Origin of the sequence: Exiguobacterium sp. RIT452 (assembly GCF_003598705.1) — a bacterium.
Lineage (GTDB): Bacteria > Bacillota > Bacilli > Exiguobacteriales > Exiguobacteriaceae > Exiguobacterium_A > Exiguobacterium_A undae.
Window position 1 is genome coordinate 644,596 of record NZ_QXJB01000001.1, and the last position, 14,671, is coordinate 659,266.

21 protein-coding genes are annotated in these 14,671 nt (G+C 46.7%); 11 read left to right on the forward strand and 10 right to left on the reverse strand.

Annotation, left to right across the window (positions count from 1 at the left end; genetic code table 11):
• Positions 1–43 precede the first annotated feature (43 nt).
• The 5 genes from D3D03_RS03355 to sstT all read left to right on the forward strand — a co-directional run bounded on the left by D3D03_RS03355 (position 44) and on the right by sstT (position 3,993).
• Complete coding sequence (locus D3D03_RS03355) at positions 44–895, forward strand: hypothetical protein (RefSeq protein WP_119922741.1); 852 nt, start codon at positions 44–46, stop codon at positions 893–895.
• Between the two features lie 87 nt (positions 896–982).
• Positions 983–1,558, forward strand: a complete 576-nt coding sequence (locus D3D03_RS03360; protein WP_119922742.1) for a hypothetical protein — start codon at positions 983–985, stop codon at positions 1,556–1,558.
• A 53-nt stretch (positions 1,559–1,611) separates the two neighbouring features.
• Positions 1,612–2,031 (forward strand): hypothetical protein, encoded by a 420-nt coding sequence (locus tag D3D03_RS03365; protein ID WP_119922743.1) that lies wholly within the window; start codon positions 1,612–1,614, stop codon positions 2,029–2,031.
• A gap of 16 nt (positions 2,032–2,047) precedes the next feature.
• Complete coding sequence (locus tag D3D03_RS16765; protein WP_167331060.1) at positions 2,048–2,224, forward strand: DUF6440 family protein; 177 nt, start codon at positions 2,048–2,050, stop codon at positions 2,222–2,224.
• Between the two features lie 497 nt (positions 2,225–2,721).
• Entirely contained in the window at positions 2,722–3,993 is a 1,272-nt protein-coding gene (sstT, locus tag D3D03_RS03370) for a serine/threonine transporter SstT (protein ID WP_119922744.1), read from the forward strand.
• Positions 3,994–4,142: 149 nt separating this feature from the next.
• Here sstT and D3D03_RS03375 read toward each other — a convergent pair whose 3' ends face one another.
• Positions 4,143–5,048 carry a TerC family protein gene (locus D3D03_RS03375; protein WP_026829666.1) on the reverse strand — a complete coding sequence of 302 codons (906 nt, stop codon included), beginning with the start codon at positions 5,046–5,048 and terminating at the stop codon, positions 4,143–4,145.
• 157 nt (positions 5,049–5,205) lie between these two features.
• Here D3D03_RS03375 and D3D03_RS03380 point away from each other — a divergent pair, with 157 nt between their 5' ends.
• On the forward strand, positions 5,206–5,952 hold the full coding sequence (locus tag D3D03_RS03380) for a class I SAM-dependent methyltransferase (protein ID WP_119922745.1): 747 nt from the start codon (positions 5,206–5,208) through the stop codon (positions 5,950–5,952).
• A gap of 14 nt (positions 5,953–5,966) precedes the next feature.
• Here D3D03_RS03380 and D3D03_RS03385 read toward each other — a convergent pair whose 3' ends face one another.
• Positions 5,967–6,245 (reverse strand): winged helix-turn-helix transcriptional regulator, encoded by a 279-nt coding sequence (locus D3D03_RS03385; protein ID WP_199699990.1) that lies wholly within the window; start codon positions 6,243–6,245, stop codon positions 5,967–5,969.
• Position 6,246: 1 nt separating this feature from the next.
• Complete coding sequence (locus D3D03_RS03390) at positions 6,247–7,449, reverse strand: MFS transporter (RefSeq protein WP_119922746.1); 1,203 nt, start codon at positions 7,447–7,449, stop codon at positions 6,247–6,249.
• A 343-nt stretch (positions 7,450–7,792) separates the two neighbouring features.
• Between D3D03_RS03390 and D3D03_RS03395 the strand changes: the two genes are divergently transcribed.
• Entirely contained in the window at positions 7,793–8,122 is a 330-nt protein-coding gene (locus D3D03_RS03395) for a winged helix-turn-helix transcriptional regulator (protein ID WP_012370213.1), read from the forward strand.
• Between the two features lie 81 nt (positions 8,123–8,203).
• Here D3D03_RS03395 and D3D03_RS03400 read toward each other — a convergent pair whose 3' ends face one another.
• The 3 genes from D3D03_RS03400 to D3D03_RS03410 all read right to left on the reverse strand — a co-directional run bounded on the left by D3D03_RS03400 (position 8,204) and on the right by D3D03_RS03410 (position 9,435).
• Positions 8,204–8,497, reverse strand: a complete 294-nt coding sequence (locus D3D03_RS03400; protein ID WP_119922747.1) for a hypothetical protein — start codon at positions 8,495–8,497, stop codon at positions 8,204–8,206.
• Between the two features lie 15 nt (positions 8,498–8,512).
• Entirely contained in the window at positions 8,513–8,767 is a 255-nt protein-coding gene (locus D3D03_RS03405) for a hypothetical protein (protein ID WP_119922748.1), read from the reverse strand.
• 92 nt (positions 8,768–8,859) lie between these two features.
• Positions 8,860–9,435: a LysE family transporter gene (locus D3D03_RS03410; protein ID WP_119922749.1), complete on the reverse strand. Its 576-nt coding sequence runs from the start codon at positions 9,433–9,435 to the stop codon at positions 8,860–8,862.
• A 131-nt stretch (positions 9,436–9,566) separates the two neighbouring features.
• Here D3D03_RS03410 and D3D03_RS03415 point away from each other — a divergent pair, with 131 nt between their 5' ends.
• A complete protein-coding gene (locus D3D03_RS03415; protein ID WP_119922750.1) occupies positions 9,567–10,475 on the forward strand; it encodes a LysR family transcriptional regulator in 909 nt (302 codons plus the stop codon).
• Here D3D03_RS03415 and D3D03_RS03420 read toward each other — a convergent pair.
• Positions 10,446–11,228 carry a phosphatidylserine decarboxylase gene (locus tag D3D03_RS03420; RefSeq protein ID WP_233550627.1) on the reverse strand — a complete coding sequence of 261 codons (783 nt, stop codon included), beginning with the start codon at positions 11,226–11,228 and terminating at the stop codon, positions 10,446–10,448. The genes D3D03_RS03415 and D3D03_RS03420 overlap by 30 nt on opposite strands.
• 171 nt (positions 11,229–11,399) lie before the next feature.
• The gene (locus D3D03_RS03425) at positions 11,400–11,729 is read right to left on the reverse strand and encodes a DUF2834 domain-containing protein (protein ID WP_119922752.1); all 330 of its coding nucleotides are present in this window, start codon (positions 11,727–11,729) and stop codon (positions 11,400–11,402) included.
• A gap of 113 nt (positions 11,730–11,842) precedes the next feature.
• On the opposite strand from D3D03_RS03425, the gene D3D03_RS03430 reads away from it, so the two are divergent.
• Both D3D03_RS03430 and D3D03_RS03435 read left to right on the forward strand, forming a co-directional pair.
• Complete coding sequence (locus D3D03_RS03430) at positions 11,843–12,409, forward strand: TetR/AcrR family transcriptional regulator (protein WP_119922753.1); 567 nt, start codon at positions 11,843–11,845, stop codon at positions 12,407–12,409.
• A 55-nt stretch (positions 12,410–12,464) separates the two neighbouring features.
• The gene (locus tag D3D03_RS03435) at positions 12,465–12,749 is read left to right on the forward strand and encodes a hypothetical protein (protein WP_026833175.1); all 285 of its coding nucleotides are present in this window, start codon (positions 12,465–12,467) and stop codon (positions 12,747–12,749) included.
• A 56-nt stretch (positions 12,750–12,805) separates the two neighbouring features.
• Here D3D03_RS03435 and D3D03_RS03440 read toward each other — a convergent pair whose 3' ends face one another.
• The gene (locus D3D03_RS03440; RefSeq protein ID WP_119922754.1) at positions 12,806–13,315 is read right to left on the reverse strand and encodes a hypothetical protein; all 510 of its coding nucleotides are present in this window, start codon (positions 13,313–13,315) and stop codon (positions 12,806–12,808) included.
• A 116-nt stretch (positions 13,316–13,431) separates the two neighbouring features.
• Here D3D03_RS03440 and D3D03_RS03445 point away from each other — a divergent pair, with 116 nt between their 5' ends.
• Positions 13,432–14,295 carry a LysR family transcriptional regulator gene (locus tag D3D03_RS03445; RefSeq protein ID WP_012370220.1) on the forward strand — a complete coding sequence of 288 codons (864 nt, stop codon included), beginning with the start codon at positions 13,432–13,434 and terminating at the stop codon, positions 14,293–14,295.
• Between the two features lie 54 nt (positions 14,296–14,349).
• Here D3D03_RS03445 and D3D03_RS03450 read toward each other — a convergent pair whose 3' ends face one another.
• Positions 14,350–14,634: a putative quinol monooxygenase gene (locus D3D03_RS03450; protein ID WP_119922755.1), complete on the reverse strand. Its 285-nt coding sequence runs from the start codon at positions 14,632–14,634 to the stop codon at positions 14,350–14,352.
• Positions 14,635–14,671 lie beyond the last annotated feature (37 nt).

A 14,671-nucleotide genomic window follows, 5' to 3' on the forward strand; every position in this document is an offset into this window, starting at 1 on the left:
GAAACTGACTGGAACACAACCCACATAAAAAGGACGTGACATGATGAAAAAAGTAACGGTTCGTAAAGTGGTGGCAAGTACGCTCATAACGGCTTTCGTATTAACGGGTGTCGGAGTAAACGGTGGTGTGGCGGATGCGGCGACAAAGACGACGCAAGTCGCGAAGAAAAAATTCGACTATAAAAAGTACCGTGCCAAACAAACGAAAGTCGTAGCATCATACGGCAGCACACTCTTCCATATGGGGAATCTGGGCGGAATCAAAGTACCGGAATACATCACGGATTCTGTGTACCGCGCCAAAGTGGAAGCGAATAACAAAAAATCAAAACAGTATATGACGGACCGTAAGAAGGCACGAAAAGAAGCGGAAGCCCTGAAAAAGCTGATTAAAGAAGTGAACACGCAGAAGGAAAGAAAGGCTGCGGACAAGCGGATTGATGCTTTGAAAAAAGAAACCATTCGTTTGACGAAGGCGGAAAAGGTGTTGACCAAAGAAGGACAGGCTCTGTACAAAGTAATCGTTGACTACGAAAGTAAGCAAATCAAGTTATTTGAAGGTCAATACGGATCCATTACAAAAGCCTTAACGGTTCTCGACTATAAGGACTACGCCGATCGTTTGAGAAGCTATCTGGATGCGAATAATTTTAGTGTGGATGCAAAAGCCGAAATTATGGATCAAGTCAATGATCGGCTGCTTTATGCTCGTGAAGACTCATCGGAAATCGTCGGAGACAAACGCGGTGCAATCAGACTGCTGATTTATGCCGGGAAATTTGAAGAGGCGAATCAACTCTTCATGAACACAAAAGAAACGATCCTGGTCGAAGAAAACGCGAAGTTAGATGCGTTATACACAAAAATCATTGAAGTTTACATGACGAAAAAGTAAAAAATAGAATTAGTTTACAATGCACAGCATCCTTCGGGGTGCTGTTTTAAAATCTTGATACAATTTTTTTTGTTGGAGGAAAACTGTATGGATTATGAAATGCTTCACCATAAATTTAAAAACCGCCGTCAACGGCTTGTTTTCAGCAAAGAAATCGTTGTCGAACGATTGGCGCGACGATACCAAGCTGTTGAAATCGACAAGGGTGAAATCACGGATTTAATCAATGATGATCAACTTGTGTATGATTACATTTTTTGTTGCTTAAAAATCGGTGATCCGCGTTTGCTTCAAAAAATATTTACGTCACAAGAACAAGCGGATTTTCAATGGGAAATCAACGATAATCTCCACAGAAATCGAACGTATCCTTTTAAAGGAGAGAAAGAGGCAGCCTACATTCAACTGATTTTGGATGAGATGGAAGGACGACGGATTGATGTCGTCTTGGAAAGTTTGGACGGGGAACACGTCACCGGATTTTTAGTCAGAAATCAATCGGAGGAAGTCGGTTCGTATATATGGTCTCTAACAGGAGGCGCGCACTTCGCAAATGAGCAAGTAAAAAAGATGGTCATTCAGGCGCGACAACTAACGGACGAAGAATATCAATCTTCTTACCTAGATTACTTGGAAGAGTTGCAACGTTGGAACTTAGTCTGACATGATGATTGTAAATTGCGTTGTCAGCTAAATAAAAGAAGGGAACGATTCAGATGAGCTTAGCGTCTTATATCGGAACAAACATTAAAATTCCACAAGTGGATATTAACGAGGACGAAGGGTACGACGAGGATTTTTACGTCGGACAATGTTTTGCAGACGAAACCTGTTTATATTCCGTTCAAACGACCCAGTTTACGACAGCCCATGTGTACGAAATTTCAAGTCACTGGGGGATTGAAATCGTCGAACCGTTTGATTCAAAGATTTCTTTAGAATCTAAAGAGAAGTTACGCCGACTGTTGGAACTGATGGATTCCTATCTTGCAGAAGGGGATTATTTTGAGCTCTATTCGTGCTGGGTCGGAGAAGAGGGGTATTCGAGAGAACATGCATTGACGTTAGAGATGAAGGATTTGGATATACATAATCTTAAAATTCCTGAGAAAACGTATGTTTTGATCAAAAAATGAAGCAAGGAGTGGTGGAATGAAGAAACGGTTTGTCGTGAAATCCAAACAACACTTGAGCGGAGGAATCATCAAAATCATCGTTGATACCGAGACGGGTGTGAACTATGTAATGACAAGTGGTCTTGGTCTTAGTGGAATGACTCCCTTATTGGATCAAGAAGGCAAGGTTGTCATCGACAGAAAGAAGAACTGATGTACTCGCAACAAACGATTTAGTCTTCACATGCACAGGCAACAGCATTCAGACAGACCGCTTCAAGATATAGCATCACTAACTGTTTCTCATGTCAAAGATGATAAGAAGTTATGATGCTTGAAGAAAATGATTCCTGTATAACAGGGGTCATTTTTTCATGTTCCACTGAAGTCCATTACTGGACATAGTTCCTTGATACGAAGCCTTTTTTAAGGTCATTTCTAATGGGACGGCATTCTGAGACGGCTTCTCTTTTCCTTAATTATGCAAGCGATTGCATCCCTATTCGATTAAAGAGTCATCAGAAACGAATCATATTTCTTGCAAAAAACTAGTTTTTATTTCTTAGGTTTTATGTAAAAATAGAGAACAACAAACTGAGAGAATTTTTAGAAAAATGAACGAACAGACTATCTGTCTTTTGGATGGGAGAGAGAACTCGTCGTTTTTCAAATTCTAAATAACTTATTCGTTTTAAGCCTGGAGGGGAAAGTATGAAAGTGTTGAAGATGTGGAACCAAATCAGTTTAGTAAAACAAATCGCAATCGGCTTGATTGTTGGGATTCTTTTAGCCGTAACGATTCCTGAAGCGGCAAAATCCTTGACCATCTTCGGGACACTGTTTGTTTCCGCGCTGAAGGCCGTTGCGCCTATTTTAGTCTTTTTCCTGGTCATGGCAGCGATTGTCCAGCATAAAAAGGGACAGCAGACAAACATGAAATCAATTATCTTCTTGTATCTTCTCGGAACATTTTTAGCCGGAGCCATTGCTGTCATCGTCAGTTTCCTGTTCCCTGTGACCATTACACTGACTGAAAGTACAGAGGAATTGGCTTCTCCGGATAACGCCATCGAAGTCATCCGGACACTCGTCTTGAACATGGTCGATAATCCGGTCAATGCATTAGTCCAAGCGAACTACATCGGTATTCTCACGTGGGCAATCATTTTGGGGTTAGCGCTTAAAAACGCATCCGATACAACAAAGACCTTTATCTCGAATTTTTCAGACGCGATTGCGAAAATGGTCGGATGGATCATTAAACTTGCTCCTCTCGGGATCATGGGAATCGTCATTGGTTCGGTAACGGAGAACGGTCTCAAATCTTTACTCGATTATGGTAATTTATTATTGGTTTTGATCGGCACAATGCTTATTGTTGCACTTATTGTCAATCCATTGATTGTTTTCATCAATGTCCGTCAAAATCCGTATCCATTAGTCTTCAAGTGTCTTCGTGAGAGCGGAATTACCGCTTTCTTCACACGAAGCTCGGCCGCGAACATTCCCGTTAACATGGAATTGTCTAAGAAGCTGGGACTCGATAAAGAGACGTATGGCATCTCGATTCCGCTCGGCGCGACGATCAACATGGCGGGAGCGGCAATCACGATTTCCGTCTTAACGCTTGCGGCGGTAAACACGCTTGACATTCAAGTCGATCTTCCGACAGCCATCATCTTAAGCGTTTTGGCTGCGGTCTGTGCGTGCGGAGCTTCCGGTGTTGCCGGTGGATCACTCCTCTTGATTCCGCTCGCCTGCAGCCTGTTCGGGATTCCGAATGAGATTGCCATGCAGGTTGTCGCAGTCGGGCTCGTCATCAGCGTGTTACAAGATTCATTTGAAACAGCGTTAAACTCTTCGACGGATGTTCTGTTTACAGCGACAGCTGAATACAGAAAACGTTTAAAAGAAGGGGAACAAGTGTCGATCAACCGGTCAGTTATGGCGGCAGAACCGACTGAAAAGGTCGTCAACAGCTGATTGGTTTACAACAAATATGGTTTCGTTCACAAAAAGATGAAAGGCATCCCGAATGACGGGGTGCCTTTCATCTTTTTTTCGTTATGTTGGTCTAATCAAAAACAGGGAGTGAATCATGTGATTCACTCCCTGCGTGCTGTCATATAAAGTTATTTTCCAGGCTTCGTTTTATAGAAGCTGTAGAAGACGCTGATCAAGATGACGAGGACGATTGTTCCGAGCGACATCCAGATTGGCATTTTGTAGACATCACCGAGAATCATCTTTGCTCCGATGAAGACGAGCATGAAGCTGAGACCATGTTTCAAGTAGTAGAAGCGATCAATCAGGTTCGCAAGGACGAAGTAGAGACTACGGAGTCCGAGAATGGCCATGATGTTCGCATAGAAGATGATAAACGGATCACGCGAGTACGCGAAGCTTGCGGCGACCGAGTCGACGGCGAAGACGATATCCGAGATTTCGATGAAGATCAGTGCAATCAGTAGCGGTGTGAAGAACAACTTACCGTTAATCCGCTGCGTAAACTTACCAGACGAGATGTCTTGTGTGATCGGCAATCGTTTTTCCAACCAACGGACTGTTTTGTTCTCTTCAAGCGACGTTTCCTGCCCGATGTTCTTAAACATCATGTAACCGGTGTAGACGAGGAAAGCGCCGAAGATGTAGTACACCCAAGCGAAGTTCTCAAGAAGCGAAACCCCTGCGACGATGAAGATGACGCGGAAGAAGATCGCACCGAGGATTCCCCAGAACAAGACTTTGTGCTGATACTTTAACGGAATCGCAAAGTAAGCAAAGACGAGTGAGAAGACGAAGACGTTATCAATCGCAAGTGCCTTTTCGATGAAATAAACGCTCGTATATTCAATTGCAGCGTCGCTGCCTTGCGCATAGAATAACCAACCGCCAAAGGCGACGGCGAGCCCGATCCAGACGAACGTCCAGGTCCAAGCTTCTCGAAGCGAGACCTCATGGGCTTTCCTGTGAAATACGCCAAGGTCCAGTGCGAGCATGATGAAGACGATGGCTAAAAATACAATCAATAGTGTCAACAGCGCTTCCTCCTTTTAAGTGGTGTTCTGTTTATATTTTGATTATAAGTTCATAAGAACTCAAAGTAAAGCATTAAGTGTGCTGTTTTTTTAGAAATAACACATTTACCACGTTTTCACTTTATAATTCAACATAATAGGAGGAGGAGTTGATTAGATGAAACAACAAAGTGCGATCAACAAAACCGCTTGGGAATACCGGGCCTATGAATTTTGGAATCAACGTGACGGGGCGCCGTCTGACAAGGCAAAAGAAATCATGGCCGACCCGAAAGCAAGTCTTAAGAAACATCAGGACTATTTTCAGGAAGTGACCGGCAAACGGATTGCCAATCTGTGCGGATCGAACGGTCGCAAGGCGGTTCCACTTGCACTGCTGGGTGCGGACGTCACGGTCTTCGACATCTCGGAAGATAATCGCCGGTATGCACTCGAGCTTGCCGCCTGTGCCGGAACAGAAATTGAGTACATCGTCGGTGATATCTATGAGATTGATGTGAATACGTATCAGCACCAGTTCGATGTCTTGTATCTTGAAGGAGGGATTCTTCATTATTTTCATGACCTCGAGGCATTCACTGCGATTTTGTTTGCCTTGCTCAAACCGGGTGGAAAATTGATTTTGAGTGACTATCATCCGATCAAACATTGTATCAACGAGGAGTCACACTACATCCCGCGTTATTTTGATCAGGATATATATGAAGAGAACATTGCGTACCAATCGCATTTTGATCCGGCTGAACAAGCGGATTTTCCGAAAGTGATGTTGCGGCACTATACGATGAGTGAGATCGTGAACACCATCATCAAAAGCGGCTTCACGCTCGCACAACTGAACGAACATCGGGGGTGGAACGGCGAAAACATCCCGTGGGAATTCACGATTGTCGCGACAAAATAAAACCCAGCCTCCGCTTACGGATGCTGGGTTTGTTTTTCGATGGCGTGAAAGATCGGCTGCAAACTCTCACCGATTGGTGTCAGGCGATAGATGGTTGCCGGTCGTTCGATAACTCCGCGTTGTTCGAGTCGTGACAGACAAACGGTCAACTCATGCATGGAATGTCGTGAGCCGGCAGCTGTCAGTTGTTCGAAGGAACAGGGAGCCTGCAACAACAGCCGGATGATTTGCATCTCGAACACGCTCCCAAGGACCCGGACCGTATAGTCAAGTGCACGTAAATCAGACGTCACGTTATAGGCGTTCGAGACGACGGGAGACTGCAGTCAAAATGACGGCCAGAATGACCATGATGCCACCGACCCACGGTGTATGGACAAGACCGATCGTGTCGGCGACGAGTCCGCCGATTGTTGCACCAAGTGCGATTCCGATGTTGAAGGCAGAGATGTTTAACGCGGATGCGACATCAACGGCTGCCGGGACATATTTTTCTGCCAACTGGACGATATAAAGCTGGAGTCCCGGGACATTCATGAAGGCGAGCAGCCCCATCAAGATGATCCCGATGATTCCGGCAACTTTAAACGGAATCATGAATGACAAGGCAATCATGACGATGGCGTGGAGAATGAACATATAAAACAATGCTTTGATCGGATTACCGTTGGCGAGTTTTCCGCCGACGGCATTGCCGATCGCGACGGCAATGCCGTACACGAGCAGGATGATGCTGATCAGGCTCGGACTGATTTTCGTGACGTCCTGCATGATCGGCGTCAAGTAGGTGAAGGCGACGAATGTCCCGCCGTAACCCAGTGCCGTGATCAGGAAACCGAGCATCAAGCGTCCGTTCGTCAACAGTTTAAACATGTCGGAAAACTTCGCCGGTGGAGATTGTTTCAAGTCTTTTGGAATCAAGAAGAAACTGGCGATGATTGAGACAAGACCTAATGCGGCAACGGCGAAGAACGTCGCGCGCCAGCCGAATGCTTGACCGATGAACGTACCGAGCGGGACACCCGTGACGGTTGCGACCGTCAGTCCGGTGAACATCAAGGCGATGGCACTGGCTTTTTTATCCGCCGGTACGAGCTGAACGGCGATTGTTGCGCCGATCGAGAAGAAGACACCATGTGAGAAGGCGGTGATAAAGCGGGCGACGATCAACAGTTCAAAACTCGGAGCGACGGCAGAGACGAGATTACCGGCGATAAAGACGACCATCAACGCCATGAGCAACGTTTTCCGGTTCATTCGGTTCGTCAAAGCAGTCAAAATCGGAGCCCCGACAGCGACACCGATGGCATAACCGGAGATGATCAGACCGGCCAGGGTGATACCGATGTTTAAGTCGCCGGCGATGGCTGCGAGTAAGCCGACCGGGACAAATTCCGTTGTTCCGATTCCGAAGGCGCTAATAGCAAGTGCGAGCAGGGCGAGTCGACCGTTTTGCGGGACCTGTTCCTGTTCAGCATGCGGGTTTAATTGATTCATGATGATTCCTCCTAAAGTGAGATGGATGATAAAAGTAAATGACGGAAGTCTTCCCAAACGACCGGGCCCGGTGCGCATTGAATGATGAGGGAACGTTTCTGCGTGATCCCATCATAGAGCGGGAAAACCATTTGCGAAAGTACATACTTTCAAGTACCATAGGCACTAAAAAGTACCTTACCCCCGTCGGATGAAGCAATGGACGAAGGCGACTTGTACTTTCCGCTGACAGTTGTTATCATAAACCCATCAAATTCACTTGAGAAGTACGCACTTTCAAGTGCGATAGGCACCAAAAAGTACCTGTCCCGCTGTACTTCAAGAATCGAAAGGAAGAATCAGCATGGCCTACAATATTCCGGTCGAAGCGACCCTGCAAGTCATCGGAGGCAAATGGAAAGTCGTCATCATGTGTCATCTCATCAAAGGCGAACGCCGGACGAGTGAGTTGAAAAAGCTGATGCCGAACATCACGCAAAAAATGTTGACACAACAACTGCGCGAACTCGAACAGGACGGTGTCATCATCCGGACGGTTTACGAACAAGTCCCACCGAAAGTCATCTATTCCTTATCCGACTACGGTTGGTCGTTGCGCCCGATCTTAGACGCGATGTGCGCCTGGGGCGAAGGACACATCGATTTGACGGGCGAGGAAGTCGTGTCTTCTTGAATCAACTAAAAAAAGAAAAAGACCTCATCATTTGGATGGGGTCTTTTTCTATAGTAATGACGGACAGTGCAATGGTCCGTACTATTTGTCATGTTTTGATTGTTTCCCTTCAATTCCGATGAAAGTGATGAACAGTCCGACGGTGATGGCAAATGCGAGCATCGCATTTTGGTACCATCCTCTCGGGAAAAAATCGACGAGGAACAACAACAGGAACAAGGAGGAGACAATCAGCCGTGCGTCCCGCGTTTGAGGACGGAGCGATTTCCAGTGGATCAACAGCAACAAGGAGGCTAAAGGAGCAACAATATAGGAAATCACAAAAAACGGAAAGCGTTTTAAGTAGAACGGTAATCGTTCAATGGGATCGCTCATGATGTTTTCCTTTCCTTACGCCTGGAGTTCAACGATCTCTACCCATACTTGATAATAGGTGAGATTTTCGAATGGTATTTCTGCCGTTTGAACCCGGAATTCCGGCACATGCGCCAAATAAAAGGTCAGGGCACAGGCAATCTTATGGTCTGGTGTACAGTACCCGTTAATCGTACGACCGTAGATTTCGTTTGCGAGTGCAACGGCCCAGACGTCTGCCTCACGAAAGGTTTCAAATACGATGGTTTCTTCTTTCCAACGGATCGGCATGCTCGAACCACTCCTTTTATCCTGATATTCCCATATCCATCATAACAAAAAACGGACGGATGCTCCTGTCAGATGGGCATCCGTCCGTTTAATTAAAAGATTGTCACAGCCGAGTAGACCAGTAGGGCGGACATCGTGAATCGGAAAAGGCGGTCATACCGGGTGAAGAAGCGGCTGAACAGGGAACCGAAAGCCGACCATAATAAAAGAGCCGCCCATCCCAACAGAATCGTATATCCCAGATAGACGATCGTTTGCACAGCCGAACCGCTGTGCGGCAGAATGAAGGTCGACAGGACCGTCAGAAAAAATAAGATGCTTTTGACGTTGATCATCTGAAAGATAAAACCGGATAAAAACGTTGCCTGCACATCGATTGTTTTACCGCTGGTCGGTTTCGGAAAACCGATTTTCCACGCGAGATACAGTAAATACGCCACACCCGCCAGCTGCAAATACGGTTCCAGCATCGGCAACAATTGATCCAGACCTGCTGTGAACCCGGCACTCAGCAGTCCGAGAAAGGCGAAACCGGTCAGGATGCCGCCGTTGAATTTCCACGCACCGACGAATCCGAAATGACGTGCTTCGTTCATCATGAGCAGGTTGCTCGGACCAGGGGTAATGGAAGTGATGATGACATATGACAAAAATGCTGCTACGTTCATGAAAATTCTCCTTTGATCGCTATCACTCTATTTTTCATTATTGTATGATGAACCTATAGATTAATAAAATTGAAATAAAAAATGGAACCATCATTTATTTCGATGGATGAACGAAAGGAGTGTTCAATCGAATGGAGATCAGGCATCTTGCCACGTTTTTGAAAATCATTGAAACCGGCAGTTACACGGCAGCAGCTGCTGAACTGGGGTACACGCAGTCGACGATTACCTCCCATATGCAAACGCTGGAACAAAGTGTCGGGGGCGAAGTGTTCACATACTTCAATCGGAAATTACAGCTGACCGCCTTAGGAAAAGAACTGATTCCGTTAGCGGAAGACCTGCTTGCGACTCATGACAAGATTAAAAACATGCAAAAAACGGACGGATTGCGCGGAACGTTGCGTGTAGCCGCTCCGGAATCCTTGACGATCTCCCGCCTCGGTCCCGTCATCAAACGATTTTCGCAACATCATCCCGATGTCAAACTGATTTTGACGAACGGGACGTGCGGCGAAAACCAGGAGGAACTTTTGAATGGACGGGTCGACGTGGCCTTGATGCTGTTTCCTGCCATGGCAGTCGAAAAATGTCTCCATCATGTTTTGACCGAAGAAAAAATCGTGATGGTCGGTGCTCCGGACGCACCTGAACAGTTTAAGGACATCCAAAAAAAGCAGTCGGACCATGTGTATATCACCAATGAACAAGGATGCAGTTACCGGACGATGTTTGAGCAACACCTGACCAAACAAAATCTGCTTTCTTTTCAGACGATGGAGTTATGGAGTATCGGTGCCATCAAGAAAATGGTCATGAGCGGTCTTGGGTTCGCCGTGTTACCGTATATCACGGTCCAAGAGGAGCTGGAGAACGGCAGTCTGAAAATCATCAAGCAAGACGAGGCGTTCGAACCGATCTATTCGCATATCCTGATCAAGAAAAAGAAGTGGGTCTCACCCATCGCCCATGCGTTTATGGAAGCGGTCATCGATTCGGTTCCTTCAACATCACTCCGACCCGTTCCATTGGCCGAGTGATTGTCCCATAAGGACAAATCCCTCGACGTTTTGTTTCAGTGCCAGTGCGTCGGCCGGACAAATCAAGATGACGGTGGAGCCGAACGAGAAATAGCCGAATTCCTCTCCCTGTTCAAGGGAGGACGTCTTATGTGTTTCGACAATCGTATTGACGTTCAAAGCGCCGACCATGACATGTTCAAAGGTCTGTTTCCCGGAGCGGATCCGGGTGACGCGGCGGTAATTCCGGGTCAGCGGTCGCTTGAAATGGGTTAATCCGTATGTGTTCACAGGAACGGACTCTTTGCCGAGTGGATAGCTGGTCTCGATTTCTCCGCTGACCGGTGTATGGACGCGGTGATAATCTTTCGGGCTGAGATAAAAAATCAGAGCGACCCCGTTGGCATAGGTGTCCGCCTGTTGCTTTGAACCGATCAGTTCCGCAACGGTGTAATGTTGTCCTTTGACGACGAACCAACTTTCAGGTGTCAAGTCCGGCACGACCGACAGCACGGCATCACAAGGGCTGACAAAGGCGTCGTCTTCGACCGCGACAGGACGGGCCTCCGCTTTCAATTCACGGACAAAAAAGTCATGAAGCGAGTGGAAGGCGGGCAACGGCAATAACGCTTCCTCGAGTCGAATGTCATACGTACGGATGAACGGTTTGATCAACGGGCGGCTCCAGCGGCTCATGGCGAACTTCTTTAGCGACCGGGCGACGACGGGTCGTGCGTTTAATTGAACGATTGTGTTGAAGACTGCTTTTTTCATGATAAAAACTCCTTTAAATAGATGTATCTGGCTCTGTCCTTTACTCTACCGAGGAGTTCTTTCCAACCGACGCCGCTGTTTCTTAACGAATTCTTAATCGATCCGTTAAATTAATGAAGGCACTAAAAAAAGTCTGGCTGACCAAGCTTTTTCAAAAGGGTGTTAACCCGATTAACGGACTGTCATCGGTGATTTCCGTGTCAGGAGATAGAGCAATGGACCAAAGGCGCCGATCGCGAGTGTCACCACCGTCCAGAAAATGAAACTGCGTCCTGTTTGTTTCGTATCATGTCGGAGCCAAACGATGATAAAGAGCGCGCAGAGAATCAAATCGACGAAAATCTGTAATGTCGCGGCGTTTTGTAGGCCTTCTGAAAAAATACCGATTAAACCAAACTGACTGACCGAATAAGCGGTGAGAATACCAAACGCGATGGTGATGATCAACAGAACCGGCTTCGGGATGGTATCAACAAAAGATGGCGTCACATGGTTGTTCATGAATAATCCTCCTTTAAAATGTAGTGACTACTACAATTAAAATGTAGCATCTGCTACATAAAGCGTCAATAGTGAAAGATGTTGTATCATAAAAGGGAAGGTGGGGGAAGAACATGGACAAATTTGAATTGAAGCGGCAAGCGTATACAGCAAAAATCGCTGAATATGTCTTGCATCACGGAATCAGCGGAGCGAGCCTGAGAAAAATGGCGGACGCCGCAGCGACGAGTGACCGTATGCTGATGCATTATTTTAAAGATAAAAGTGACATCGAGACACGGGTACTGACAGCAATCAGTGAAGAATTGATGGATCTATTAAACGAAAACCTGACCTTACGTTTAGGTTTCCGGGATTTTTTACTGTTCATCCGTGAAGCGATCAAAGACCAGCGCATCAAACCGTATTTGAATCTTTGGTTTGAAGTCACGCATCTGGCAACGGGCAACAAAGAGCCGTACGTCACTGTGATGCAGGAAATCGGAAAATCGTTTGAACAATGGATTGATCGCGTCTATGCTCCGACGCCGGACGAGAATGGTCCGCAACTTGCTGCATTGTTGTTTGTCATCACGGAAGGACTCGTCGTCTTGGATCGAATCGAGATGCAGGACCGGATGGTGCGGGCGATTGACGGGATGATCGGTTTATATGATCAGGCGAAAGGAATTAGGGGGTAAAATGGTGTATTCCTTATTAAGGAAATTCATTTCTTAAGAGGGAGGTAGTCGGGTTATGCTGTCGGTCGATGCATGGTTTTACATTTATTTTGCAATTGGGGCAGTGGTTGTTTTTCTCATCGGTTACGGGATTGCCAAGAAAACGCAGAAGCAGGACAGCGGCTTTTCGTTTATCCTGCTGATGAGCGTGGTGTTGTTCGCGGCTCTAGCTTACTGGTTTAATGGTGCGGCAAGAGAAGTCTTGATGGGAACGTTACCTTGGCTGATCAATCTAATATTCGGTGGCGTACTTCTGATCGTGTTCCTTGCCGGTTCCAAAATGATTTTCAAAAGAATCTAAAGGTCAGTCGCTGTCGACGGACGGTTCCCTTCAAGAGACCGTCCGTATGTACGTGGTTAAAGAGGATAACGACTCCCTCGTCGTTCGATGACGAGAATGTGATCCGTGATTTCTTCCGGTTCGTCGTCGAACGCATCATATGTGATTCGTTCGGACAACCGGATTTGGTATTGCTCCAAACCCTCGATGGTTTGCAAATAGTCCGGTAATCTTTCGGTCGGTTCCGTTAAAGTTGAATCGGTAAACGGAAAATTATCGTCGTTCGGATTCCGTGTATGGATAAAAACGGCGTCCGATCCTGCATCGAGCTGGGACAGTTCGATCCAGAGCTGGTACGGTTGACCCCACGTTTGAAGGGCGGTGTTTAACTCATCCATCAGATGAAACAGTGCCTGGACATGTGCTTTCCGCATTTTAAGGTGACCGTTTCCGTTTCCGTCAAAATCAAGATGGACGTGCCAAAAATCGAACCAACTGTCGGGACTGAAATCGAGCGGATGGGCGCTGAGTTGTTGTTCTTTTTGCAGATTTCGGAAGTAACGGCGTTTGCCTCTAAATTTTTTCATATGGGTCAATCCTTTCCGACTATAAATATTCTTATGGATGTCTGCTTGAAATGTTATTTGTCTAATGCCTGACGGCTCCTTATACTTAAAGTATCGCAGGAAAAGGAGCGAATACAATGATAGATTTTGAATGGTACCGGAGCTTCATCCATGTGTACCAACAACGTTCGGTCTCAGCGGCCGCACGGATCCGGTTTTTGACGCAACCCGCCGTCAGCCAACATATTGCAGCACTTGAAGCCGAGTTGCAGAGTTCGCTGTTCATTCGCGCTCCGCGGCAGATGGTTCCGACGGATGCCGGCAAGGAGCTGTATACGCAAGTCGTCGGTTTGATTGACCGCTTGGAAGAACTGTCACTCGAAATGAAATATGTCGCAGGTGAACAGGTGCGTCCGCTGTTGAAGTTCGGTGGGCCGACCGAATTCATCACCCACGAAGTGATTCCGGTCCTGCCGCTTGATCTCGCCCAGTACATCGGCGATTTCGGCTTGACCGACCAATTGCTGAAGCGGCTCGCAATAGGTGAACTCGACTTTGTCATCTCGACGAAACGGATCGAGGAACCAGGTATTCAGTATGTTCCGATTGCCGACGAAACCTTTTTCCTTGTCGCCCCTTACGCCTGGGAGCAACCGGACGATGATTTGAAGGGCTGGATGGATCGTCAGCCGTGGATCAGTTACGGACTCGAACTGCCGATCATCCGCCGGTATTACCAGACACAGTTTGGGGAACGGCCGGACATTCGACCGGAGATGGTGTTGCCGAACGTCGATGCCATATTAAAAGCCGTCGCTTCATCGCATGGTGTCAGTGTGTTGCCGGATTATTTGATTCGTCAAGCGCTCAAAGACGAAACGATTCAAGTCATCGCACCGGAGCGTTTTGCGACGAACCATATCTACATGGCGTACCGGACGGAGTCGCGGCATGATCCGTTGATGCTTGATATTTTAGCCGCTCTGCAACACAAAAAGTAGGATCTAATTGCGGATCCTACTTTTTTTAGAAAAGGTATTAAGTTCTTATCTAAATTAGAGGATTTCGTCCAAGAAAGTCAGTTTCCGGTCAAGAACCAACTCTGCGGTCTGTGTCCGGTACGTTTGATAATGATCAGAGGCGATATGCGCATCAAAGGCGGTCTGATCCTGCCACTGTTCGTAAAAGACGAAGTGGTCTGATGCATCGACTTCGCGGTGGAAGGTATACTGCAGACAACCGGCTTCTGCGCGGGACGGAGTGATAGCTGCTTTAACGGCATTAAGAAAAGCGTCACTTTGACCCGGCTTGATCTGAATCTGAGCGATGAGAATGATCATCGATTTTATCTCCTTTCATAAGCGAGACCCGCCTAAA

What these genes read in the sequence shown, in the direction of transcription:
- D3D03_RS03425 (WP_119922752.1), bottom strand. Translation starts at nt 11,729, where the DNA reads ATGAACAACCATGTGACGCCATCTTTTGTTGATACCATCCCGAAGCCG.
- D3D03_RS03430 (WP_119922753.1), top strand. Translation starts at nt 11,843, where the DNA reads ATGGACAAATTTGAATTGAAGCGGCAAGCGTATACAGCAAAAATCGCT.
- D3D03_RS03365 (WP_119922743.1), top strand. Translation starts at nt 1,612, where the DNA reads ATGAGCTTAGCGTCTTATATCGGAACAAACATTAAAATTCCACAAGTG.
- D3D03_RS03450 (WP_119922755.1), bottom strand. Translation starts at nt 14,634, where the DNA reads ATGATCATTCTCATCGCTCAGATTCAGATCAAGCCGGGTCAAAGTGAC.
- D3D03_RS03390 (WP_119922746.1), bottom strand. Translation starts at nt 7,449, where the DNA reads ATGAATCAATTAAACCCGCATGCTGAACAGGAACAGGTCCCGCAAAAC.
- D3D03_RS03395 (WP_012370213.1), top strand. Translation starts at nt 7,793, where the DNA reads ATGGCCTACAATATTCCGGTCGAAGCGACCCTGCAAGTCATCGGAGGC.
- D3D03_RS16765 (WP_167331060.1), top strand. Translation starts at nt 2,048, where the DNA reads ATGAAGAAACGGTTTGTCGTGAAATCCAAACAACACTTGAGCGGAGGA.
- sstT (WP_119922744.1), top strand. Translation starts at nt 2,722, where the DNA reads ATGAAAGTGTTGAAGATGTGGAACCAAATCAGTTTAGTAAAACAAATC.
- D3D03_RS03435 (WP_026833175.1), top strand. Translation starts at nt 12,465, where the DNA reads ATGCTGTCGGTCGATGCATGGTTTTACATTTATTTTGCAATTGGGGCA.
- D3D03_RS03355 (WP_119922741.1), top strand. Translation starts at nt 44, where the DNA reads ATGAAAAAAGTAACGGTTCGTAAAGTGGTGGCAAGTACGCTCATAACG.
- D3D03_RS03410 (WP_119922749.1), bottom strand. Translation starts at nt 9,435, where the DNA reads ATGAACGTAGCAGCATTTTTGTCATATGTCATCATCACTTCCATTACC.
- D3D03_RS03415 (WP_119922750.1), top strand. Translation starts at nt 9,567, where the DNA reads ATGGAGATCAGGCATCTTGCCACGTTTTTGAAAATCATTGAAACCGGC.
- D3D03_RS03440 (WP_119922754.1), bottom strand. Translation starts at nt 13,315, where the DNA reads ATGAAAAAATTTAGAGGCAAACGCCGTTACTTCCGAAATCTGCAAAAA.
- D3D03_RS03400 (WP_119922747.1), bottom strand. Translation starts at nt 8,497, where the DNA reads ATGAGCGATCCCATTGAACGATTACCGTTCTACTTAAAACGCTTTCCG.
- D3D03_RS03445 (WP_012370220.1), top strand. Translation starts at nt 13,432, where the DNA reads ATGATAGATTTTGAATGGTACCGGAGCTTCATCCATGTGTACCAACAA.
- D3D03_RS03360 (WP_119922742.1), top strand. Translation starts at nt 983, where the DNA reads ATGGATTATGAAATGCTTCACCATAAATTTAAAAACCGCCGTCAACGG.
- D3D03_RS03380 (WP_119922745.1), top strand. Translation starts at nt 5,206, where the DNA reads ATGAAACAACAAAGTGCGATCAACAAAACCGCTTGGGAATACCGGGCC.
- D3D03_RS03420 (WP_233550627.1), bottom strand. Translation starts at nt 11,228, where the DNA reads ATGAAAAAAGCAGTCTTCAACACAATCGTTCAATTAAACGCACGACCC.
- D3D03_RS03405 (WP_119922748.1), bottom strand. Translation starts at nt 8,767, where the DNA reads ATGCCGATCCGTTGGAAAGAAGAAACCATCGTATTTGAAACCTTTCGT.